At 38.9% G+C, this 19,160-nt stretch carries 14 protein-coding genes; 3 read left to right on the top strand and 11 right to left on the bottom strand.

The annotated features are described in order from the left end of the window. Positions 1–3: 3 nt before the first annotated feature. The 3 genes from hemE to RYO55_RS03010 all read right to left on the bottom strand — a co-directional run bounded on the left by hemE (position 4) and on the right by RYO55_RS03010 (position 5,387). A complete protein-coding gene (gene hemE, locus RYO55_RS03020) occupies positions 4–1,047 on the bottom strand; it encodes a uroporphyrinogen decarboxylase (RefSeq protein ID WP_314984114.1) in 1,044 nt (347 codons plus the stop codon). A 196-nt stretch (positions 1,048–1,243) separates the two neighbouring features. Continuing rightward, positions 1,244–4,126 carry an AAA family ATPase gene (locus tag RYO55_RS03015; protein ID WP_314984113.1) on the bottom strand — a complete coding sequence of 961 codons (2,883 nt, stop codon included), beginning with the start codon at positions 4,124–4,126 and terminating at the stop codon, positions 1,244–1,246. Further along, a complete protein-coding gene (locus RYO55_RS03010) occupies positions 4,116–5,387 on the bottom strand; it encodes a DNA repair exonuclease (RefSeq protein WP_314984112.1) in 1,272 nt (423 codons plus the stop codon). The genes RYO55_RS03015 and RYO55_RS03010 overlap by 11 nt, the downstream gene beginning before the upstream one ends. Before the next feature lie 326 nt (positions 5,388–5,713). On the opposite strand from RYO55_RS03010, the gene bioB reads away from it, so the two are divergent. Beyond that, the gene (bioB, locus tag RYO55_RS03005) at positions 5,714–6,742 is read left to right on the top strand and encodes a biotin synthase BioB (RefSeq protein ID WP_287549968.1); all 1,029 of its coding nucleotides are present in this window, start codon (positions 5,714–5,716) and stop codon (positions 6,740–6,742) included. A gap of 120 nt (positions 6,743–6,862) precedes the next feature. On the opposite strand, the gene RYO55_RS03000 is transcribed toward bioB, so the two are convergent. Both RYO55_RS03000 and RYO55_RS02995 read right to left on the bottom strand, forming a co-directional pair. Beyond that, positions 6,863–7,225, bottom strand: a complete 363-nt coding sequence (locus RYO55_RS03000; protein ID WP_008603073.1) for a hypothetical protein — start codon at positions 7,223–7,225, stop codon at positions 6,863–6,865. Between the two features lie 442 nt (positions 7,226–7,667). Then, positions 7,668–8,267, bottom strand: coding sequence for a TetR/AcrR family transcriptional regulator (locus RYO55_RS02995; protein ID WP_314984110.1), 600 nt, complete (start codon positions 8,265–8,267; stop codon positions 7,668–7,670). Positions 8,268–8,428: 161 nt separating this feature from the next. Here RYO55_RS02995 and RYO55_RS02990 point away from each other — a divergent pair, with 161 nt between their 5' ends. Further along, positions 8,429–9,214 (top strand): MBL fold metallo-hydrolase, encoded by a 786-nt coding sequence (locus tag RYO55_RS02990; protein ID WP_314984109.1) that lies wholly within the window; start codon positions 8,429–8,431, stop codon positions 9,212–9,214. A 170-nt stretch (positions 9,215–9,384) separates the two neighbouring features. Here the strand turns inward: RYO55_RS02990 and cooS are convergent, their stop codons facing one another. From cooS to RYO55_RS02960, 6 genes are all read right to left on the bottom strand, one after another. Then, positions 9,385–11,568 (bottom strand): anaerobic carbon-monoxide dehydrogenase catalytic subunit, encoded by a 2,184-nt coding sequence (gene cooS, locus RYO55_RS02985; RefSeq protein WP_314984107.1) that lies wholly within the window; start codon positions 11,566–11,568, stop codon positions 9,385–9,387. Between the two features lie 401 nt (positions 11,569–11,969). After that, on the bottom strand, positions 11,970–12,875 hold the full coding sequence (locus tag RYO55_RS02980) for a LysR family transcriptional regulator (RefSeq protein WP_119562412.1): 906 nt from the start codon (positions 12,873–12,875) through the stop codon (positions 11,970–11,972). A 229-nt stretch (positions 12,876–13,104) separates the two neighbouring features. Next, on the bottom strand, positions 13,105–14,733 hold the full coding sequence (locus RYO55_RS02975; RefSeq protein ID WP_314984105.1) for a phosphoenolpyruvate carboxykinase (ATP): 1,629 nt from the start codon (positions 14,731–14,733) through the stop codon (positions 13,105–13,107). A 389-nt stretch (positions 14,734–15,122) separates the two neighbouring features. Continuing rightward, positions 15,123–16,739 carry a PAS domain-containing protein gene (locus tag RYO55_RS02970; RefSeq protein ID WP_308521511.1) on the bottom strand — a complete coding sequence of 539 codons (1,617 nt, stop codon included), beginning with the start codon at positions 16,737–16,739 and terminating at the stop codon, positions 15,123–15,125. 229 nt (positions 16,740–16,968) lie between these two features. After that, on the bottom strand, positions 16,969–17,316 hold the full coding sequence (locus RYO55_RS02965) for a TonB family protein (RefSeq protein ID WP_314984103.1): 348 nt from the start codon (positions 17,314–17,316) through the stop codon (positions 16,969–16,971). 10 nt (positions 17,317–17,326) lie between these two features. Further along, complete coding sequence (locus tag RYO55_RS02960; protein ID WP_314984101.1) at positions 17,327–17,704, bottom strand: energy transducer TonB; 378 nt, start codon at positions 17,702–17,704, stop codon at positions 17,327–17,329. A 490-nt stretch (positions 17,705–18,194) separates the two neighbouring features. On the opposite strand from RYO55_RS02960, the gene RYO55_RS02955 reads away from it, so the two are divergent. After that, complete coding sequence (locus RYO55_RS02955) at positions 18,195–19,136, top strand: metal ABC transporter solute-binding protein, Zn/Mn family (RefSeq protein ID WP_227037639.1); 942 nt, start codon at positions 18,195–18,197, stop codon at positions 19,134–19,136. Positions 19,137–19,160 lie beyond the last annotated feature (24 nt).

Genomic DNA, 19,160 nt, shown 5'->3' with positions numbered 1-19,160 from the left:
AGTTTACCCCTCTTGAGCCCAAAGTTCACGACTACGTTCATGTACATAGTCAGTAAGCCAATGAAGTTTTTGAGGATCTGCCTCTGGGAATACGCCATGACCTAAATTGAAGATATGACGACCATAGCGAACTCCTTCGAGCAAGATGCGATCTACTTCGCGGGCCAATGTTTTTTCGTCTCCGAACAAATACGCCGGGTCTAAGTTACCTTGTACCGTTTGTGTTACGCCACGCTCGTTTGCCATAACAATGGAACTACGCCAATCAAGGGCAATGACATCTAAAGGCAAGTGAGACCAAATAGACACCAAATGATCCGTACCAACGCCATTCATGGCCATTGGCAAATGAGGGTATTTAGCTTTCACAGTCTTTATGATCCGCTCCATATGAGGGTAAATTCCTTGTTTATACTGGTCTACATTAACAGCACCTACCCAAGAGTCAAAGATTTGAAGTGCATTAGCACCCGCTTCGGCTTGCATAGACAAGTACGCAATGGACATGTCCGCCAGTTTAGTCATCAGTGCATTCCACACATGAGGAGCACCTATAAGCATGCCGCGAGTCTTATTGTAATTCTTCGTTGGGCCCCCTTCGATAAGGTAGGATGCAATCGTAAACGGTGCACCACAAAAACCAATGAGTGGTACGTCGAGCATGCCAGATGTTAAGAGTGTAATCGTTTTACCGATGTACTCTACCTTGGTAGAATCAAAGGATTCTAGAGCATCTACATCAGCCATAGAACGGATAGGTGTGCTAAACACAGGTCCTACACCGGCCTTGAGTTCTACATTCACATTCATGGCCACCATGGGGCTCATAATATCTTTGTAGAGAATCGCCGCATCGACGCCGTATTCCTTAACAGGTAATTCTGTAACACGAGCACATAGCTCAGGCTCTTTTGTAATTTCAAATAATGTATATTTTTCTTTGATTTTGCGATATTCCGCTTGGCTACGGCCAGCTTGACGCATATACCACACAGGCGTTACACCCGGGTTCTTCCCTTGGATCATGTCCAAATAAGCTGTGTTCAAGTACTCAACCCCTTTCATTCTAAATGTATACTAACACACTATGGTAACCAAAACAGTTACTTTAGTTACAATCACTTACATTATTTATTCTTTAATAATCCCTAATAATCCCTGTAAAAGCATATGCCTCCACAGGGATTATTATTTCATTACCACTTTAATTCGACTGAGTCTTTAATTCAAGTCTGAAATTCATTTAGCTACGACTCAATCTATGACAATCGATGCCCATAATAGATTGAGCCATATCATATACGGAGCGTTGACAAGTAAAGAGCCAAATCTGTTGATTTTTCCCAAGCTCAGCCAATAATTCTAAAGCACTACGCTGACGATTTTCATCAAAGCGCACAAGAATATCATCCAAGATAATCGGCAATGATTCTACTTGATAAGAGAATACCTTAGCTAGGGCGAGTCGTAATGACAAGTACACTTGATCAGCTAGACCACTGGACCAAAATTTAAGTTCTAGTCGTTCTCCATTATTGTTGATAAGTGCTACCCCTTTATTAATGCCTAGAATATCAAGCGTATACCTCTCACCAGTTAGTTTTTCAACATAAGAGGAGGCAAGCTCTAACATATGAGGTTGTTTTTCTTGTTCATACGATTGTTGAGCCTTATCCATACAATGGCTTATCAATACTTGTGTGGCCCAATCTTCGAGAGCAGACTCTAATTCACTTTGTAAAGCCTCTCGTTCTTGCAACATTTGGTGTTGCTCCTGGTCAGATCCAAGTGTACGCATTGCTTCAACGATTTGACCACGGCGCTCGTACAAGGTAGCCAATTTATCTTCAATAGAGGCTATTTCACGCTCAGAGTGAGCCAATTCATCTAACCAGTTATCTTTGTTTCCTTCTCGCAAACGACGATAGAACAGGTCTTTATTCTCCGCATCAGGAGCAAGTAAATCCAGCTGTACCTGACTTTGCTTGTAAATAGTTTGCCACTGTTTATATTGGTCCTCATCGATAAGATGTTGACGATACTCGTTGGAACTTTCCATACCAGCTTTATGGAGCAGTTCTTGTTGACGAAGAAGTAGCTCTTTTTCCTTACGATGCCAATTATCGTATTCATTGCGGAAGCTTTTACGTTGTGCTTCCTTTTGTTCCCATACAATTTTGTTTTGTTGAAAGTTCTTATATTGATTATAAATACGTTTTAATTCCGTAGGAGATACTGGTGACTCTATTCCAAGGTTATACCACAAAGCCATCGCTTGGTCTTCAATAATGCGTAGACCTTCTTTATGCTCCGCTAAACGTTTTTCATAACCTTCAATAGTACGTAACTGTTCATGATATTGATCATACTCTTGCTTAAGGCCGAAGAAATCATCTTCGTTGAGGCTCTTAGCCGCCCCTTGCGGTAACCAGTTTTGCCATGCTGCGAGGGCTTCATCATAAATACCTTGTAAGGTATGCCCTTCCTGAATCCAACGCTCAAGATGTGCCTCTCCTTCTAAGGATGGTACAGGGCTCACTGTAGGTGTAGCAGCCTTGATCAAAGCCTCTAGCTGATGTTCTACATCAGATTTACGGGAAGATAAAATTTGTAACTCATAGTTTAATTTAGACACATCAGAGTTACCATTATGAAGCCTCCAGGTAGCATACCAGAATAGCCCCATAGATAGAATCAAGAAAATAAAACCACCTATAGTATATAATGCAGATTCAAGAACCAACAGGCCTGCTAATACTACCAATACAGCTATAACAGCACCTATACCACTAATGCGTTGTAGCCATTTTGGCAGAATTGTGGGCTGTGCGTCTGAACCATAACTATTCCGTCTAGCCTCTACTTGATCTATATCCATTAAGATACGATCTAATTCACGTTCTAAATATTCTTTTTTAGCTAATTCTTCTTCACTAAAGTTAGGTAAAGTTGCACCATTAAGGTTCGCCGTCGGCACCTCATCGGTAGCCTCTGCAGGCTTGCGGTCTTGCCAATGTAAAAGTTGTTCTTTTGCGGTGCGCAAACGACTTGCCAAACGTTCTCCATCAAACCAATTAATGTCTTCTGCCATTGGCTCATCGTGACGCCACGCAGAATGTAAGGTGCGTGAAAACTCTAATTGTTCTCTAACCTTACGGATGTACGCATCGCCTTCTTCGCACTCACGGCGTAATTGCTCCCATTTAGCACCTTGTTGAATAAGGTCTTCAATATCTTGGCCGTAAGTTCCAAATGGGCTATCAGGACTAAAGTTGGCGGGCATCAATGCCGCTTCCTTTTCCTGCCATAATTGCATATTGTCACGAGCCCGTTTTATTTCTTCATCAAGACGTAGGAACTCATCACGACTCAAGGCGAGCTCACTATTATACTGCTGCATGTGCATACGCGCCTCTTCACTGCGACGATATGTATCCCACGCACGCAATACTACATCGATACCATCCCGATATTCCTTCCATTCTTTCAACTGATTTTGCAATTCCATTTCGGTTTGCTCCGTACTGTGAAAGACGGTTTGTAATTCCACATATTGCGCTTCATGCTCCGCCAACTGACTCAACTTTTGACGGTTTTCTTTAAGCTCATCCATCAATACATTGATGCGACGTTTACCATTCGAGGATGCTACAAGTAGGTCTGTAGCCCCTTTTTCAACATCCTTAACAGCTCCACCTAAGTGTTCTCCCCCTTCGGCGCCAAAGAATCGAGAACGAACCTCTACCTCTTGTAATACATCAAGGCCTTGTAGATCGTCTAATGTTAACGCAAATATGCGGTTATATGTTTTTTTATCGATGCCATGCCACCAATGTTGAGCCGGCTCTTCATGGATGGCAGGATGACCAGGGCTGTAAAAGTCTAACTGCTTACCCTTACGACCGATATAGTAACTTTCACCATTACGGTCCACATCAAGGGCCCCCGTCATAGGGCCATAAGCCTTATGATTACCGCCAAATAACAAGGTGCGCATCCCTTCGAGCAAGGATGTTTTACCACTTTCATTAGGGCCATACATGAGTTGAACCCCATTGTCACCCGTGGTGAAAGACCAGTCGCGATACGGGCCAAATTCATCAAATCGTATGCGTTTAATGTTCATCATTAGCCCCCATCAATACAGTAACACCTTCAATTTCACAACGTTTCAAAGCTCGTGCCAATAATTCATCACTCAATAAATCGGCATATGCGCCTAAGCGCTTAAATTCAGGACGATCAGCCATGATTTGACGCGCAATCTGTATCGCATCTCCCTCTACCATATCGTCATAAGCACGCAAGTAATCACCTACTACATCTGTTAATAAACGTCGTTCAACTAGATTAATACTAGGTCGTGTATTAGAAATAATACGGTAAGGCATAACGAATATAGATTTGCCTTTCTCTTCATTTTGAGACTCTTGCAACCATAGTTTTCGAATCCCCTCTTGCGTACATAGGCGATGTAGAGGTCCCGTTCCGGACAAAACGAGGGATAGCAAGATGTTTTTCTTATGTTGCTTTCGCAAGTTTTCTTTTTTACGCCGCAAAATCTCTAAGAAATCTGTTTCATTTTGCATGCCAGCAATATCGATTTTGATTTCCTCAAATCGAACAGCACAGGTGTCGATAAATCGCAAATCACAATGACCATTATGTGATACAGATACAAGATAACATCCTTTAGGTCCATGTTCTTTACGATGCAATCCTTGCGAATTACCCGCATAAACTACGAGAGGTTCCTCGCTAAGAACTTGAGATTTATGAATATGACCCAATGCCCAATAATCCATGGCAGCCTCTGTTAAATCAGTTAAGTTACAAGGTCCTGTTACATTATGATTTTCAGAGCCTACACTAGAACCTACAGTACCATGCATGACAGCAAGGGAAAACTCATCCCGTTCAAAAGCTCTGTATTGACGAGCATAGTTGTCGCTTTCATTACCATGACCACAACTAATGCCATATACGCCACCAATTTCTATATTGTTAACGATGAGCGGAAAACGTTGCACTTGCTCGCTAGAAAATACATGTACATTATCTGGCATCTGCAGTTGTGCTTTCCAGCTTTCAGCAGGATCATGATTACCTTGTACCATATAGACATCAATACGATGCTCAGCCAAGCGATACATGGCGCGCACAAAACGGACTTGAGCCTCTAAATTATGGTCTTCGCTATTATAAATATCTCCAGCTATTACGACAGCATGCACATGTTCTGTAATAGCAGTATCAATAATTTTATCTAAGGCTACATAGGTTGCTTCACTTACGGCGCGATCAACAGCATTGCTAATACCTGTAGCATATTGAAAGGGTGCCCCTAAATGCAGATCACCACAGTGTATAAATCGAAACGGCTGCATCTATATCCACTCCTCCATTAATATTTTTATTATAGTTATATATAGTAATTACAATAATTTATTATACTACAAAACCTTAAAGATAAGTTAAAAATAACTATCATTTAGCATCAAAAAGATATAGTTAAACTAAACTTCTCTTAACTATTAATAAATATAAATTATAAGATAAGCTCATATTCTTTCATCATAAGATATGAACCATAACATGTTATTATTTTGTTAACCAATCCATGTATTAAGTTGACAATTTATACGTGAACGTTTACAATCAAATTGTCAATATATTATGTTTTTATTAAGTTAACAATTTACCGGAGGCTATTATGGCTTTGCCTATAGATCAACAACCATCCCAAGTGGGTACATACGAAAAAATTCTTACCATTGCAAACCGCATCATGAACGGCGGCGAAATTACAAAAGAAGAAGCAATCGAGCTGATTCATACTTCAGATGATGATACCATGATTCTACTCGCTATGGCTGATAAAATTCGCCAACATTTCAATGATAATTCTGTGGATGTATGTGCCATTGTTAATGCTCGGTCCGGCAAATGTCCTGAAAACTGTAAATTCTGTGCTCAATCCGCACACCACAACACAGGCGTTCAGGAGTATCCTTTCATGGATGAAGAAAGCATTCTCCAAGCAGCACGTAAAGCTAAAGAGGCTGGTGCAATTCGTTTTTCCATCGTAACAAGCGGTCGTAATACTAATAACCCTGATGAATTTGATCAAATCATCCATGTATTAAGCCGTATCAAAAATGAAATTGGTCTTGAAATCTGCTGTTCCCTTGGGTTGTTAACTTACGAACAAGCACTCAAATTAAAAGAAGTTGGCGTTACTCGATACCACTCCAATATCGAAACAGCACCTAGTCACTTCCCAGATATTTGTACTACACATTCCTACGAAGACAAAATGTTTACCATAGATAATGCACAAAAAGCAGGCATCCGTGTTTGCTCTGGCGGCATTCTTGGTCTTAACGAAACATTAGAACAACGCGTTGAAATGGCGTTCGAACTCAAACGTTTACATATTGACTCCGTGCCATTAAACATTTTGAATCCTGTTAAAGGGACTCCATTTGAAAGCAACGAAGCTTTACGTCCATTGGATATCTTACGTACCTTCGCTGTATTCCGTTTCATCTTGCCAAACGCATTGATACGGACTGCAGGTGGCCGCGAAGTAAATCTACGAGACTTACAAGCTTATGCTCTAAAAGGTGGCCTAAACGGTATCATGGTTGGTGGCTACTTAACTACTGGCGGTCGTTCACCTCAAGACGATCTCCAAATGATTCAAGACTTGGAGTTGACTCGCAATACAGCTCAAGTCTAAAAACCTCATATATACCATTCTCTACATCTAGAGGATGTAGTATATAAAATATTCCCTAATGCTTTATAAATATTTTACACATAAAAAGAACCATCTAGTTTGCTGTACTAGATGGTTCTTTTATTTCCATAATAAAATATAAATGGCTTGACCATTTGTGTTCCCTGCAATAGGCTCAGGATTCTCATTAAATTCTACATTCTCATACGGCGTCCCGTCTGACATGTACGCATCTACCTTCAATGTTTCCATGGTTCGATTATATCTACTGATATAAACTTTATATCGCAATTCGTCGCCACCCAGTTCATTAACTCGCAGCCACAAAAGCGCGTCGTAATCACTCTTCTGTACACTGTCATTGTCAATAAATAATTGGTTTCCTGATGCATCTGGTCCAACATAGTACCAGTCCGTTGCGTTAGTAGTCCCCCCTATACTGAGTAGCCACAAAAGTGTTAATATGGTGAATATTTTACTCATATGACTGCCCCTCTCATGCTATCCGAGCTGTATATTTTATAAAAGCTTAATGTGGATAAACCTTTATAAAATATACAACTTCTCCTTTATATAATACCAAAATTGTCCCATATTTATCAACAATAATTAAAATTAATTACCATGTTTTTTACAAATATAAGAATTTTAAAGAAATTTATTAAATTTCTTCATTTTTAACTCATTTACCATTCCTATAATAATAATGTCAAATGATAGATAGAGGTAACAATTCCCTGGTTGCCGTACGTGTATTTATCTCCCGACAAGTAATACTAACCCCAAACCTACTACTTGTTTAAATACATGATTCATTTGATATTAATACTAACACTCCCCTTACATGAAAAAGGACTCCAAATGGAGTCCTTTTTTCGTTGTATAAAAACTTCATAGAATACTAAAACATAAGCGGGTATGAATACTATTTACTTTGTAAACCACGATAAACGAGTTCAAAAATAATTTTCTGAGCTTCTAACCACTTATCGCTCTGAGACCACTTGTATTCTTTATTAATAGCGTATAGTCCATGTACTAAAAATACAAAAACGGATACACCCACATCAAATGAAACCCCAAGTGCTTCTGCCATAACGAGCCCTTGCCGATCTTTTTCACGCCGTATAATGCGTTGTAATACATATTCTGCAATTTGCTCATCCAGAAATAAAGGTAAATACTTTTTATGTCGTATAATACGCTGACATAACGGCAGTCTATCAAAAATAGAATCATATGCTTCTCTCAATGACACAGAATTAGAAGCAGCTGATAAGGTTTTAGCTATAGTTTGTAAATTATTATTATCTACCATTCCTGGGTTTGAATAAGCGATTGCATCATCCACTAAATCATCAACAATTTCCATGATATTACTATAGTGTAAATAAAAAGTAGAACGAGTTATACCTGACGTTTTACACAACAATGTTACTGTTACAGACTCAAAAGAATGGTTCTCTAAACAACTAAGCAACCCTTCTTTTAACAACCTACGTGTCATTTCTTTTCGAGTTATCATAAAACCTCCAATATAGACACTTTTATACAATGTGTCTATTAATAAACAGAGTGTTAATTATTGTTGAGACTAGTATAACAAAACAAGGTACACTAATTCTAGAGATTACAAATAGTAATCTATTCAACTAAACCAACAATATTTCAATTAAGGAGATAACTATGACACAATATACTCACATTCGAAATGCAACGGGAAAACTAACAATAAATAACACAACATTTCTTATTGATCCATTCTTAGCACCAAAAGATACTTATCCCGGCTTTGAAGGAACATTTAACTATCAGCAGAGAATGCCTATGGTTGATTTGCCTGTATCAATAGACAATCTATTAAGCGATATAACTGCAGCAGTAGTTACACATACACATCTCGATCATTGGGATGATACGGCAATTAAATCTATTCCAAAATCACTTCCTATTTTTGTACAAAATACAGCGGACAAAGAACTTATTACGTCACAAGGCTTTAATGATGTACGCATTATTTTTGAAAGTCTAGAGTTTAATGGTATCACATTGAGAAAAACAGGTGGCTCACACGGCACTGTAGAAATGTATGCAAATCCGATTCTCGCACCATTAGCAGGCGATGCGATGGGCGTTATTTTTGAAGCAGCAGGCGAACCAACTGTGTACCTTGTAGGCGATACAGTTTGGACAAGTGATGTAGAGAAGGCCCTCCTTCGCTTCGACCCTAACGTTATTATTATGAACACTGGATATGCTCAAATTTTAGGCTTTGAAGATAGCATTATTATGGGTACAAAAGATATTGGCCGCATGGTGGTACGCAAACCAGAGGCTAAAATCATTGCGGTTCACATGGATACAGTTAATCATACTGCAACAAGTCGTAAGGATGTGCGCAAATTTATCAAAGGCACCAACATTGAAAGCCATGTAGCAGTTCCTGAAGACGGAGAAACCATCGCACTTTAATAGCCCTAAAATAATCAGCACACTAGGCTACATCTAATACAACACTACCCAAAAATCTATCTACAAACAATAAAAAACGCCCTCTAAAGTCTAATAGTCATAATAACTACAAGATCTATAGAGGGTGTTTTTATACTTAACTACAAATTATAATCTATCAAAAAGATAAACTATTTTACTTCAGCCCAACCTAAAGCAGCACGCTTTTCATCGATATCTGCCAAGATTTTCTCAGCTACTTTAGCAGGATCCGTATTTACATACATAACAGAGCCTAAGATATCCTTAGTATCTTCTTTAAGCCATTTTGTAACGGCATCAGAGCCTTGTGTAGGTGGCTCAACACAGTGGTAAGAGTTAATCCCCATCAAGCGGAAGCCAAGGGAGGCATCAATACCCTTTTCGTTAGACCATTCAGGGCTAGACATAGCAAATGGCAATTGTGGTAAATTAAGGCCGAGCTCTGCAGCAATACCACCGAAGATGCCGGAGGAACGTGCATTATCTACACATTCGCCCACATGCCATACTGGTGGTTGATCATCACCCAGGAACTCTTGCAATGCAGGGCTACATTTTTTGTTAGCATCTGTATTGCAATAGCCAAGTTTCATCAATGGGAAGGATGCACAACCGTTTGTTAGGATGATACAGCCATTTTTAATAAGTGTATCAACGATATCTACAGTTGCTTTTTCATAGATAACGCGAGGGTTGGAACAACCTACTACGTTAACGATACCGCGAACTTTACCAGATTTTAATGCCTCTGCCAATGGTTTGAAGGAACCATAATGTTTAACAGTAGATTCTGGAGAGAAACCAACTTCTGCAGTAATTTCATATGGCGGAATGAATACAGGCATACCCTTGCGTAATTCATGAGCTTCAAGAGCGCGATCCAAGATTTTGCGAGCCAATTCTTTTGTTTCAGCCAAGTTAGTGTGATGGTGGTCGTAGCCGATATGTTCTGCACCTGGTAAACGAGCTGCATCAGATGTAGTGATAACTTTTGTGTTGAAGCAACGTGCTACGTCCATAATAGCAGGGTAAACGTCTTGAACGTCAGCTACCCAGCAATCGAGTGCGCCAGTACCAAGTACAAGTTCCGCACCGATAGCATTACACAATGGAATAACGTTTTCGTAGCGGTACATGCTGGACAAGCCAGAGCAACAAATACCATAGAATTGGATGCCTTTGGCACCGATAGCTTTCGCTTTTTCTAAATACTCTTCAGAGGCACCAATTGTACAAATTTGAGATACTAATGTTGGCAAGTGACCATGAACAGCGATGTTAACATACCCTTTTTTCAAGGCACCAATGTTAACTTTGGAAGTACGACGACCACCTTGCCCGAACAATGCGTCTGTTGCGATATCCGCTGCCACTACGCCAGTGAATGTGAAAGCAAGGCCACAACGTAAGAATTGCTTCATGTTGCTTTCCCAATCGCCATCTGTACCTACGCATGTACGATGATATGCATCGAAGGCTTCATTGTATGCAGAAATAGGTAAGATATCCAAGTTTTTCCAAACTTCGCGGCGTTCAGCAGGAGCCATCGCAGTAATTGTTTTATATTCACCAGGTAATGCACGGCTCAAATCTTCTAATAGAACATCTGCCAAGTCATTTGCCACTTCTTTTAAGGAACGACCTTCTTCAGGGATATTGAAAGCTTTACATACAGTACGGATTTTTTCTTCCCCCAAAATTGGAATATCCAATTGGTCATTAGCAGTCGCTTTCAAAGAAATCAAGATTTCACGAGCATGCGCACCATGTTGAGTCAAACCACCTGCAGCAGCACGTGTCATATTACGAGCTACGATAAGATCAGCATCGGCACCACAGACACCACGAGGACTCTTAGGTGTAATTTTACATGGACCCATGAAGCAGATACGGCAACATACACCGGCAATACCGAATGTACATTGTGGTTGTTGTTTATCAAAACGGTCAAATACTGTATCGCAACCGATTTGCTCCATGCGAAGAATCATTTCACGTACCGCAGGATCTGGTGTTTGTTCAATAACATCTTGTTTTGTAGGCCATGTTTTACGATACTCAGCAACGGCTTTCATATAGTCATTTACGCCATGTTCATGAGGTACCCCTGGTTCATGAGTGTGTGGCACCCATTTATCCGTCGGAAGAGCCTTTGCATGACTATGGTCATGACCATGGTCATGATTGTGGTCATGTTGATGATCGTGGTCGTGACCATGATGATCATGACCGCCACAGTGGCAATGATGTTCATGATTATGATTGTGACCATGATCATGTTGTTCACCATGATTATGGTCATGGGTATTTTTGTTTTCCACATCTTTACTCATTTGAAACCTCCTAGGGACCTACATAGGCCAACCAATAATAACAAAAACATATTCTACTTTTAATTATATTTAAATCCACTACAATGATGGGTTTTAAATCCTATCTCCTAAATATGTTTTAAACTACTATAAGTATATTTTCTGAAAGGACATTTGTCAATTAAAATTTGAGAAATTTTTGACGCATCTATATCTAAGAATATGATAATTACAATATTCATTAAATTCGATTCTTTCAGTTTCTTTTCATAAATAAAAAGAGATTAATTCCTAAATTTTACAGGAATTAGTCTCTATAATTTATTGATTGATTTACGTATTAATTTATGTATTAATTATTAATTCATTAATATGCTCTAACCCCTCAGGATATGCCATCTAAATATCTTTATATCTATACATTACAAAAATTGCTGCATAATATGTGCTACTTCAGATAAATGGAAACGTTTTGCCCTATCAGACCTCGCCACAAGAACTAATTGACGGAAACAAAGTTTCGATGCAAGAGGATAGAATTTAACCTTATCGTCATCCCCCTTGCTATTAAGAGTATTCGGTAAGAATGTAATACCATAATCATCTTCTACCAAGGACCGGCATGAATCTAAAGTTTCAGCGCCAATTACGGCTTTTGGCACAAAGGATTCTGCTTGACATAGACGGTTTACCAACGTCCGCAATTTGAGTCCCTCTCTTAGCAAAATAAACGGAAACGCTCCAAAAGGTGCAATTTCTCGAATTCCATCATTAGTCATGAGAGAATCTGCAATATCTATGGCCTTCTTGTTTTCCACACTAATGGCCAATAAAATCTGCTCATCTAAAACGGGATAACTTTCAAGGTCCTGAGAATAAATCGGCGTTGGAAATAATCCTACATCTACTAAGCCATCACAAATTTGCTGTTCCAAAAAGTGAGATTCTCCCTCTACAACATGGAACTCCCAAGAAGGTTCAATTTGCTGAAAGCTTTTCAATGTTTTCCCAAGCATATGATGTCCATAGAATTGAGACAAGCCGATACGCACATGATAGGCTACATCTGTGCCTTGATTAATGATAGATTGCGTTAAAGCCTCCACCTTTAAAACTAACGGCATGCCCTCTTTTGCAACTTGTAACGCCGCAGCAGTTGGCACGACTTTTGTGCGATCACGAACAAACAACGTAACTCCTAGCTCTGCTTCAATACGACGAATCCCTTGACTCAACGCCGGCTGAGAAATATATAATTTTTTAGATGCCTTTGAAAATGATGCCATCTCAACGATGGTACTAATATATTTAATGTCTTTTATGTCCATATACAAGTCCTTATAACTATGTCCGTATACAAGTCTTATAATAAAACATTATTTCTATTATAGCTACTCATTACTAAAATATATGTTACATATACATGAGGAAAAATAAAAATACCAAGAAATTTAGTGTCTTACAAAGCTAAATTTCTTGGTATGTCTTATAAGGAAACGAACTACACATAGGATGCGATAGAACCGCATTCTATTACAGCCCTTTTTAATTTTTAGATCACATTAAGGACTTAAGTACATCCAATACTTCTTGAGGTAATTCGTTTTTATGACCTTTAAGTTTTTCCACATAGTCATAACGGAATTCGAAAGCTTGGTGTAATTGGTGATGGTATTCACGTACTTCGAATGGAGGTTCAAAACCTGGTACCTCTACATAGGAAAGATTTTCGTATTCACAGAATGGTTTGAATTCCAATGTACCTTCCACCAAACGTTCTAACAAATCAAGAGTAACTTCTTTAGGAATTTTATTTTCCAAGAAAAAGCCTGTGTTCATGATGTAGCATTCAACGCCACATTCGCAGAACAGTTTTTTATAGCTTTCATAGTCACGAACCAATGGATATGTACGGAATGGATTTGCGTAAGGTTCGATAACAAGTGCATTTGGATCGACATGAGCATCGAGTTTTTCTGCCGTAGAGCGGCGAGTTGCAAGTGTTGCCCCCATGGTAGAAGCCAATACAGGATCATTAATTTTGAGGATTGGTGGCAATGTTTTATCTTTCATAAGCCATACTATGGCATTAACAGGTTCACCAACGTAGTTTACGCGATTATCTGTCCAGAATTGAGATTTGATAGCACGACCATTGCTATTACGCACGTCTTCGGCCAATACAACCTTGCGACCATTCTCATCCATCGTTACACCTACGTTTTGTAGAGTCAACAAAAATTCGTTTGCAGGATGTTCCACAGGGTAATCTTGCATTTTGTCAAAGTAAGTAGGTTCAAGGGCAATAGAACTCAAATCTTCAGTATTGATGATATACGCATCATCATGCAAGATAGAGATATCATAGCGACCATCGTGTTTTTCATGAGTCAATGTAGATTTACCGGAGCCGGACAAGCCGAATACACCGATAGTATAGGATTTGCCATTATCAAGGTTGTAACGTTTCATACCGCCATGGCAAGCAACATAACCGAGGCGATTTGCCAAGGACCATGCCAATGTAAGGGTACCTTTTTTGTGCTCCCCGAAATAGCGCATGCCAAGAATCATAGCACAGTTATGAGCAGGATCAAAAATAGCAAGACCACCTGGATGACCTGGTACAACATAATCTGGATCAGAGTAAATGTAGATATCACCTTCAGGGATTTCTAAACTATCATTATAAAATTCTTTTACCGCTGCATCAAAGAACTTAAAGTTCATGATCCAAGAATACAAAATAGATGCGTGATCTTTTGGAATCATCAAATGAGCACGAGCAGTGAATTTTTTATCTAAACCAACAATAGTTTGAGCAGCAATCCACTCTTTATTGCGACTATCGTATACAGCATCACGTGCAATATTAGCGAGTTCAACTTCATCTATGCCTTCATCACCAATAATGCGACGAGCTTTTGCATAGCGGCCTGTAGTTTTGCCATCGTTAGTAACAAGTACCTTCGCATCTGCAGGCAAACCTTGTTCACATGGTTTATGTACAGGCATATCGAGGACGATAACACCAGGCTCTTCAGTGGCAAATTGATACGCTTGTGCTACAGATGTAATAGGAGTCACATTGTTCCCATAAAATGCAGTTTCAATTGTACTGCGCATCATAGAAAATAATGGGTTTGTTTTGATTTCACTTTGCTTCCAAACGCGTCTTGTAGACATAGTATCTAGATCCTCACCTTTAAATATATTAGTAATTTCTCTTATAAAAGTAATGTTGTACATGAAAACACTGCTAAGGCAAATACTTTCATTATTTTCTATTTTACCCTTTTCAATCAAATTTGTATACATAAAACAGATGATTTATAGGAAATTAATGTATGTTTATTTTGAATTAGTGCAACACATTTGTAATATAATAAATTAATACCTAGCGGCATGAAACTATTAGTATTCAATAGAACAGCTTAAAAACTAGACAGAGTTACAAAGTAACTAGTTATATTTACAAAGCAACTAGTCAAATTTACAAATCAACTAGTCAAATAGCAAAACGAAAAAGAGGCAAGGTCCTAAGCACTTGCCTCTTTCACGTTTAAAAAATGCAATTATTTCTTATCTTTATTGATAAATGCATCGATTTTACTAATTAGATCATCTACCTCAAAATCGCCACGTTCTGCCATCATCTTAATTGTTGCCACCTTGGCCATTACTTTTACCATAGGTGTTTTTAATTTCTCAAATTTAGGATTCAAAGAAATCAAATGATCTACAATATCTGGACGATGTTTAATTAAATTAGACAATGTTGTTTTTGCATCGATGTGGAATCGACCATCTGCATCAGTTGTTAATGGTTCTTCTTCTACCTCTTCTGCTGCCTCTTGAGCCAAGGATTTTTCTTTACCACCATCGCCTACAAAATCAGTTTTATCCCAAGTCAACAATGTACGAGAACCCTCAAGTTCACGGATATGAGTACAGTCTTGCATCATTTCCAATACGCCGCGGAATTTACCATTTTCATCGCGCACCGCTGTGTAGATAACATAGATGAACAAGCCTGGCTTATTAATCCAGAATTCCGCTTGGCTTTGTTCGCCAGAACGGAACTTCTCTACGATTTCCTCTACTATATGAACAGATTTTGCGGGGTGACAATTCTTCACCTCACGGCCGATAACGTTCGCACTGCGAGGGAAAATACGATGTGCCGTATCGCTGTAGAACTTAACTAGTTCATTTTCATCTACATAGGATAAATCTACTGGTAAATGACGGAACAACAAATTAATTTGCTCTAATGTCAATTTACCTGTAGCTACATCGAGAACTGCGTCCTTACCAACGGGCGCGCCACCAACAGGGCCTACATATTTAGATAGCAAGCCAGCTAAATCATTTAAGAATTCGTTAGATACAGCACCACCTTGAGCTGAATTATTGCCATTCAATTGCGCCGCAGAATCATTGATACCTGGCACGACATATAAGCCTGGCGCATTGATGATAGCATAACCAATTTCATGGTCATTTTTACTCATCCGAACAAACTCTTCGTCACTCAACAATTTATAAGACGTTGGCAATAAGACTTCTAGTTCTTTAGAATTCAAATCCCGTAATTTTGCCAAAGTTTCTGGCACAGATGCTAGGAATTCTTCGTATTTATCTTCCCGAAGCAATGCGTAGGATGCAGAGATAGCATCGCGCACAGCATCATCAAAGGTCCACATAATGCGCGTTGGGCGGTCAAATCCGTGGTCCTCAAGCATTGGATACAGTTGATTTTGCTTACGAGATAGATGAGTTCTCCACTCTGCTAAGGAATCAAAAACGCCAAGCCACGGATTTTTGATAAACTTCTCTTGTTTTAACAATTCGTCTGCTTCAAGGGCTACCTTTTCAACAGCATTGATTTCTTCCAAGTACGCCCACAACGGATGGTTCTCAGGGTACTCATTTTCGGCACGCACCAAAACGCCATCAAATAGATCTAAGAGATCATCCATTTTCTCTAGGATTTCTTCGTCCTTGTAAACACCTTTCAAACTTTGCTCTGCGTAGGCAAACTCATCAGGTGTACAAGTACCTAATTTCTCTTTTAAGATGCGATTGCCCTCTTCTAAGGACAATTTACCATCTAAATAATCTTCTTTAATGGACACAATAATTCTGTAACGTTCATTGTTAATATCTAGCTTTTGTTTTAATGGATTCATATGCTTATACCTCCACGGGCTAATCTATAATTATATTTTTATTATACCATTTTGAAAGTAATTTTCAGTTGCTACAGATACAATTTTGATTTATTTTTTAAATTTACAAATCCAATGTTATGAAAATGGATAACCTTACTTTATTTTTTAGAATATTTTGGCATACAAAAACTGCACCTAAAAAATTGTGTCCAATTTTTGGAGTGCAGTTCTGTATGAGTGCCTTTGATTAGTTTTTAAAATCAATATATTGAGTTTTAGAAGATGCTACAGGGTTACCATTGGAATCTGTGGCAGGACTAAATCTCCATTTAGAAATAGTATCAACAATGGCTGCATCAAGAGCACTAGAGCCGCTAGATGAAACAACTTCAACATCCCCTACAGAACCATCTTCCCTAATGGTAAAACGTATATCTGCACCATGAGCAGCTTCACCATAGGCAGCGAGCAATGCTCGGTCAATAGGTGGTGTAGCTATAGCTACTGGTGGATCATATGGAGCTGCCAACACAGAAGCTACCATACTAATTACAAACAATGAGCTTAAGATAATACAACGCAACACTTTATTCATCATTTTCTCCTTATTTAGCTTTCACAGCTTGCTTAGGCAGAGTAATTGTCATCCCAATAATGGATTCGTGTGCCTTTTGATCTGTGCCAATAGCAGGGGTAAACTTCCACTGCAAAATTGCTTTTTTTACTGCTTCATCAACAGGAGCATATCCACAAGAGCGCTCTACGAAAACATTTTTAACATTACCTTTTTTATCAATCAAGAAGCGTACGCGCATATCAGGCGCTACCGTAGCGGTTTGAGGAATCTCAGGCAACTCAGGTTTTACAATAGTAACCTCCCTTGGAGATTCTAAAAACTTCGCCGCATCAGCTGTATAATCACCTAACATGCCGAAAGATGCAACAAGTACAGCTGCAGCAGCGTATCGGAATAATTTATTCATAAGAAGCCTCCTTATTAACCTTTTACCTATGCATAATATCATACTAAATAAAGATGAATATTAAAAGAATAAATTCTTATTGATAAAATTTCTCATTTATGATATATTAAACTCAAGATAACTGTTCGGACTCACATATCAAGTTGATATGACAAAAAACTACACAAAGGAGGTTCATCATGAGACGTAGAAAGCGTATTCAAATGAAGGTCATGATGGTACTTGGTATCGTTGCCCTCGTTGGGCCTAACCATCTACAAGCACTTATTCCCTAAATTATTTTGACCTTAGCAGAAGACCGTATAACTGCCACTAGCCGCTACGTTAGTAGCGGCTATTTTTCCGTTTAAATCAGGGTCGTATACTACCTTTTCAAAGCATTTTATCTGTTAATTATTTATATCAGTTTTTCTACATATCATTACATCATTTTTGTATTAACAAGATAACTAAAGATTTTAAACTCACTACCCACAAAAGGAGGCTTATTATGAAATTTAATCGAATTTTATTAGTCGTCGTATCATTAGCACTTATAGTATTTGCCCTTGCAGGCTGCGGAAAAGACACAGCCCAAGATAGTCAGAAAAAACTTAATGTCGTAGCTACTACAACGATGTTAACGGATTTAGTAAAAGAAATCGGCGGTGACCATGTAACCGTACAAGGTCTCATGGGACCTGGTGTAGACCCTCACCTATATCAAGCGAGTGCAGGCGATGTAACAGCTATGTCTAAGGCGGATGTTGTAGTATACAACGGCATTCACTTGGAAGGTAAAATGGGCTCCATTTTCGACAATCTAACAAAGCAAAATAAAGCGACCATCCGCGTATCTGATGCCATTGATCCAGCTACATTGCTCGACTTTGACGAAGAAGATGGTGTAAAAACAAAAGACCCTCATATTTGGTTTGACGTTGCTAACTGGAAACTGGCAGCAAAAGCAGTATACGAAGGTCTTGCTAAAGCCGATCCGGCTCATAAAGAAGATTACAAAAAACGCTATGACGCATATCTTACTAAATTAGATGAAACTGATGCGTACGTTAAAGCTCAAGCAGAGTCTATTCCGAAAGAATCTCGCGTACTCGTAACAGCTCACGATGCGTTCCAATACTTCGCTCGCGCGTACGGCTTTGAAGTAAAAGGTTTACAAGGTGTAAGTACTGCCACAGAAGCAGGTACACAAGATGTGAATAATCTAGTTCAATTCATTGTTGACCACAAAATCAAAGCTATCTTCGTAGAATCTTCTGTACCGCATAAAACTATCGAGGCTGTTCAAGAAGCAGCTAAAGCTAAAGGCTGGAACGTTTCCATTGGTGGTGAATTATACTCCGACTCCCTCGGTTCTGAAGGCACTGAAGGTGGCACATATATCGGTATGGTAAAAGCTAATATCGATACGATTACTAAGGCACTTAAATAATCATTTATTAGAGTTTCTTAATTA

The organism is uncultured Veillonella sp. (genome assembly GCF_963551295.1).
Taxonomy (GTDB): domain Bacteria; phylum Bacillota; class Negativicutes; order Veillonellales; family Veillonellaceae; genus Veillonella.
Note: the sequence above shows the minus strand (reverse complement) of the source record. Positions and strands in the feature narration are given on the sequence as shown.

Excerpts from the sequence above, each read along its gene's own strand:
- RYO55_RS03015 (WP_314984113.1), bottom strand. The coding sequence starts at position 4,126 with ATGAACATTAAACGCATACGATTTGATGAATTTGGCCCGTATCGCGAC.
- RYO55_RS03010 (WP_314984112.1), bottom strand. The coding sequence starts at position 5,387 with ATGCAGCCGTTTCGATTTATACACTGTGGTGATCTGCATTTAGGGGCA.
- bioB (WP_287549968.1), top strand. The coding sequence starts at position 5,714 with ATGGCTTTGCCTATAGATCAACAACCATCCCAAGTGGGTACATACGAA.
- RYO55_RS03000 (WP_008603073.1), bottom strand. The coding sequence starts at position 7,225 with ATGAGTAAAATATTCACCATATTAACACTTTTGTGGCTACTCAGTATA.
- RYO55_RS02995 (WP_314984110.1), bottom strand. The coding sequence starts at position 8,267 with ATGATAACTCGAAAAGAAATGACACGTAGGTTGTTAAAAGAAGGGTTG.
- RYO55_RS02990 (WP_314984109.1), top strand. The coding sequence starts at position 8,429 with ATGACACAATATACTCACATTCGAAATGCAACGGGAAAACTAACAATA.
- cooS (WP_314984107.1), bottom strand. The coding sequence starts at position 11,568 with ATGAGTAAAGATGTGGAAAACAAAAATACCCATGACCATAATCATGGT.
- RYO55_RS02980 (WP_119562412.1), bottom strand. The coding sequence starts at position 12,875 with ATGGACATAAAAGACATTAAATATATTAGTACCATCGTTGAGATGGCA.
- RYO55_RS02975 (WP_314984105.1), bottom strand. The coding sequence starts at position 14,733 with ATGTCTACAAGACGCGTTTGGAAGCAAAGTGAAATCAAAACAAACCCA.
- RYO55_RS02970 (WP_308521511.1), bottom strand. The coding sequence starts at position 16,739 with ATGAATCCATTAAAACAAAAGCTAGATATTAACAATGAACGTTACAGA.
- RYO55_RS02965 (WP_314984103.1), bottom strand. The coding sequence starts at position 17,316 with ATGAATAAAGTGTTGCGTTGTATTATCTTAAGCTCATTGTTTGTAATT.
- RYO55_RS02960 (WP_314984101.1), bottom strand. The coding sequence starts at position 17,704 with ATGAATAAATTATTCCGATACGCTGCTGCAGCTGTACTTGTTGCATCT.
- RYO55_RS02955 (WP_227037639.1), top strand. The coding sequence starts at position 18,195 with ATGAAATTTAATCGAATTTTATTAGTCGTCGTATCATTAGCACTTATA.